Genomic DNA, 4,273 nt, shown 5'->3' with positions numbered 1-4,273 from the left:
TCATAAATCTGTTATTGCGCGTATCAATGAGCGCATGAACAAAGGACATGCTGAAAAACTTATTGGGCAGATTACACAAATAATGACACAAGCCAATATGACGCTTGATCAAGTTGAGCGTATTGCTGTCAATATTGGACCTGGATCATTTACTGGTGTACGTGTCGGTGTTGCAACAGCGCGCGCTTTGGCATTAGCACTTGAAATACCTGCTGTTGGAGTGAGTGCTCTTGAAGCGTTAGCAGCACAAGTAATAAACAGTAAAAGTACAGCATCAGCAATTACTGTTGTCATTGAAGCAGGGAGAGAGATGTTCTACCATCAAAATTTTCATAATGATCTCACACCTTTAGGAGCGCCGGGATTAAAAACAATTGAAAATATCCTCGAAGATTTGCCAAAAAAAACCCGACTGACTGGCCCAGCTGCTGATGCCGTTGTGGAGCATATTAAAAGCCATAAAATAAACGAAAAAATTGTCCTAGAAAAAATCCCCTGCGAAGCGGCTGATATTGTAAACTATGCTTATCTTGCTGCAAACAAACAATCAAAAAATTCGCCTCGCCCACTCTATCTACGCAGCGCTGATGCAAAACAACAAACCAATTTTGTTTTACCACAAAAAAAATAATGCCCAAATTTTCATTGACAAAAAAGATTTTTGGAATTGCTCCGCTACAAGTTAATGATAGTGCTCCTCTTCATCAAATTCATCAACATTGTTTTACCCCGTCTTGGGGAAAAGAAGCTTTTGATAATTTCTTAACAGATCACTCTATCTTCGGATACAAAGTTTTTCTCATCGATCGCTCTGATCAAATTTTAGGCTTTTGCCTATGCCGTCTCATCCTTGATGAAGCAGAAATTATCACGATTGCTGTTCACCCTCATTATCGTCAACAAGGAATTGGTACCTTTCTGATCGAAAGAACAGTTCACCATCTTCACGACAAAGGCGCTATAAAATTATTCTTGGAAGTAGAAGCCACAAACCTTTCTGCTTTGAACCTTTATCAACGCTTTGAATTTCAAAAAATTTCTGAACGTCTTGCCTACTACCCGTCAAAAAATGGTCGTGGTGATGCAATTATCATGCAAAAAACTTTTAAGTAAATAGATTGAGATTTGTGTAAAAAACATTTACACATGCACCATGAATAAAGTAAATCCTAAAAATACACCTCCTGTTGCTCCGAAAAAGGTTTTTATCAAAACCTATGGATGTCAAATGAATGTTTATGATAGCCAACGGATGACTGATAGCCTCAGTTCGCAAGGCTATGTAACAACACAATTTCCCAATGATGCCGATCTTATTCTTGTTAATACCTGTCATATTCGTGAAAAAGCAGCAGAAAAACTTTATTCTGATCTCGGTCGTTTGCGCGTTATGCGTCAAGAGCGCACACCTGATAAACCCCTGATGGTTGGTGTAACGGGTTGCGTTGCACAAGCTGAGGGAAGTGAGATCTTGCGCCGTGCTCCAACAGTGGATCTTGTTATTGGTCCGCAAATGTATCATCGCTTGCCAGAATTGTTAGAGAAGGCCAAACAAGGAAAAAAAATTATCGAAACAGACTATGCTGTTGAAGATAAATTTGCTCATTTGCCACCCCATAATAAACATGCAGTAAGAAAACGAGGTGTTAGCGCATTTTTAACAGTACAGGAAGGTTGCGATAAATTTTGCACTTTTTGTGTTGTGCCCTATACACGCGGTGCCGAAATATCACGATCCGTTGAGCAAATTACTGAAGAAGCCCTTCAACTCATCGAAGCGGGTGTCAAAGAAATTACACTGCTTGGACAAAATGTCAATGGTTGGCATGGACAAAGTGCTGATGGCAAAACTTGGCGTCTTGGCGATCTTCTTTATCATCTTGCAAAACTCGATGGTTTAAAGCGTTTGCGTTACACAACCAGCCACCCACGTGATATGGATGATAGCCTTATTGCCGCGCATCGAGATCTTGATATGTTAATGCCTTACCTCCATCTTCCTGTTCAATCAGGTTCAGATCGCATCTTAAAAGCTATGAACCGCCAACACAAAAGCTCTCATTATCTTCATCTTATCGAAAAAATTCGAACCGCACGGCCAGACATTGCCTTTTCAGGCGATTTCATTGTAGGATTTCCAGGAGAAACAGATGAAGACTTTGAAGAAACCATTAAACTTATTCAACAAGTACAGTACAGTTCAGCTTATTCTTTTAAATATTCTCCCCGTCCTGGAACAGTGGGAGCCACAATGAAAAATTATGTTGATGAATCTGTAAAAGATGCCCGCCTTCAACAGTTACAAGTCCTTCTCCTTGAACAACAAAATGCGTTTTTGCGTTCTAAAATTGGTCAAAAAACTAACGTTCTCATCGAAAAACCTGGACGTCACTCAGGGCAAATGGTAGGACGTTCCCCTTGGCTTTTACCTGTTGTCGTAGATACAGAAGCCTCTACAGGTAGCGTAATAGAAATTCATATTAAAAATGCAAGCTCAAACAGTTTTGTTGGTGAAATGACAAATAGATAAACATACCTCTAAAACCTTGTTCACAATAAATATTTTGGAAAACTCTTTTATTTTAAAAGAAAATGATTACATCTAAAACGTGCACTTTTCTAAAAAATTGTCTTTTATAAAATTTACTTAACAAAACGTGCAATATTTATGTAGATATGGAGAATAGGCTGAAAGCTTCAACCGAAAAAATAAAGCGTATTAAAGAAAAAGTAAATATGTCCCTTGAAAAGGCTGATAACTTGAAACAAACAAGCGCTTCAGATCCGAGCCAAGTTGTTTTGATTTTCGAAAATAATAAATATGCAAAAGCAGTTTTTGGTAAATTTGACGAAAATCTCGCTTATATCGAAAAAAAACTTGAACTTAGTATTCATCCGCGTGGTAATGAAGTCTTAATCCGTGGAAGTATTTCTGTTATAAAACGTGCGCAATATGTATTGCAGCAACTTTATGAACGTGCCCAAACACATCAAGAGCTCACTTTATCAGATATAAAAGGAGCACTTGCTATGGCAAATATACCAAAGAAGCAGAAAGAAGACACAATAACATACAAATCTGCAACGAAACGTATACCAGCACGGTTGAGTACCCATAAAAAAATAATTCATGCAAGAACTCCAACACAAGATGCTTACATACGCGCTATGGAGCATACTGAGCTTGTATTTGGTGTAGGACCAGCAGGAACAGGCAAAACGTATCTTGCTGTTGCTCATGCTGCAATGCTTCTAGAACGTGGTATCATTGAGCGAATTATTCTCTCACGTCCGGCTGTTGAAGCTGGAGAACATCTTGGTTTTCTTCCCGGTGATCTCAAAGAAAAAGTCGACCCATATTTACGACCACTTTATGATGCTCTTTATGATATGATGCCCGCTGAAAAAATAGAACGCATTTTAGCTTCTGGTGTCATAGAAATTGCTCCTCTTGCCTTTATGCGCGGACGAACACTTGCCCATGCTGCTGTTATTCTTGATGAGGCACAAAATACTACGCCCATGCAAATGAAGATGTTCCTCACACGTCTTGGTGAAGGGACACGTATGATTGTTACCGGTGACGTAAGCCAAATTGATTTGCCTACAGGGCAAAAATCAGGTCTCATTGAAGCAATTCGCATTCTTTCAAATGTAGAAAATATTGCAATTGTACATTTTGATGAAGAAGATGTTATACGCCATCCACTTGTTGCTGCTATCGTTCGTGCTTATGATCGTGATTCCGAAATACAAAATAAAAAAAAATCATTCGCATGCGATGCATTAAAAAATGAATTTGATTCATCATGATTATTATTGATATAATGGTCAAAAGCGCAGGGTGGAATGATGAGAAAATGCTTTATAATATCACTGAAAAAGCATTAATGACGACTATGCATCATGTTTCATTGGAAAATGTTGTAAGCGAGATTAGCCTGCTTTTTACGGATGATAAACATATGGCACAAATCAATGCACAATGGCGCAACAAAAACAAATCTACTAATGTATTATCCTTTCCTGCTTTTCCACTTAAAGCTGGAAATCCTCCTGGTCCCATGCTCGGTGATATTATTATTGCGCGAGAGACTGTTGTTCTCGAAGCAGAAAAACAAGGAAAAACATTTCAAGACCATTTAACGCATATGATTGTTCATGGTATCTTGCATCTGCTTGGCTATGACCATGAAACTGATAATGAAGCATATCAAATGGAAAAGCTCGAAAGAGAAATTCTGCAAAAGCTTTCCATAAAAGATCCTTACGC

At 38.5% G+C, this 4,273-nt stretch carries 5 protein-coding genes; all 5 read left to right on the top strand.

Annotation, left to right across the window (positions count from 1 at the left end):
- The coding region (tsaB, locus tag ACFIKE_RS03125) for a tRNA (adenosine(37)-N6)-threonylcarbamoyltransferase complex dimerization subunit type 1 TsaB (RefSeq protein WP_375648373.1) at nt 1-631 on the top strand (631 nt) is incomplete at its 5' end.
- Nucleotides 631-1,113 (top strand): ribosomal protein S18-alanine N-acetyltransferase, encoded by a 483-nt coding sequence (gene rimI, locus ACFIKE_RS03120; protein WP_375626770.1) that lies wholly within the window; start codon nt 631-633, stop codon nt 1,111-1,113. The genes tsaB and rimI, both read left to right, overlap by 1 nt.
- 40 nt (nt 1,114-1,153) lie before the next feature.
- Entirely contained in the window at nt 1,154-2,530 is a 1,377-nt protein-coding gene (gene miaB, locus ACFIKE_RS03115) for a tRNA (N6-isopentenyl adenosine(37)-C2)-methylthiotransferase MiaB (protein WP_375626768.1), read from the top strand.
- Nucleotides 2,531-2,688: 158 nt separating this feature from the next.
- Entirely contained in the window at nt 2,689-3,813 is a 1,125-nt protein-coding gene (locus ACFIKE_RS03110; RefSeq protein ID WP_375626873.1) for a PhoH family protein, read from the top strand.
- Nucleotides 3,810-4,273, top strand: a 464-nt coding sequence (gene ybeY / locus ACFIKE_RS03105) for an rRNA maturation RNase YbeY (protein ID WP_375648372.1), incomplete at its 3' end; no start/stop codon positions are given. The genes ACFIKE_RS03110 and ybeY, both read left to right, overlap by 4 nt.

The organism is Bartonella sp. MU70NMGDW (genome assembly GCF_042194085.1).
Lineage (GTDB): Bacteria > Pseudomonadota > Alphaproteobacteria > Rhizobiales > Rhizobiaceae > Bartonella > Bartonella grahamii.
This window is presented reverse-complemented; position numbering and strand designations above follow the sequence as displayed.

Bases quoted from the DNA above. Each gene is read 5' to 3' on its own strand.
- rimI (WP_375626770.1), top strand. From the start codon at position 631: ATGCCCAAATTTTCATTGACAAAAAAGATTTTTGGAATTGCTCCGCTA.
- miaB (WP_375626768.1), top strand. From the start codon at position 1,154: ATGAATAAAGTAAATCCTAAAAATACACCTCCTGTTGCTCCGAAAAAG.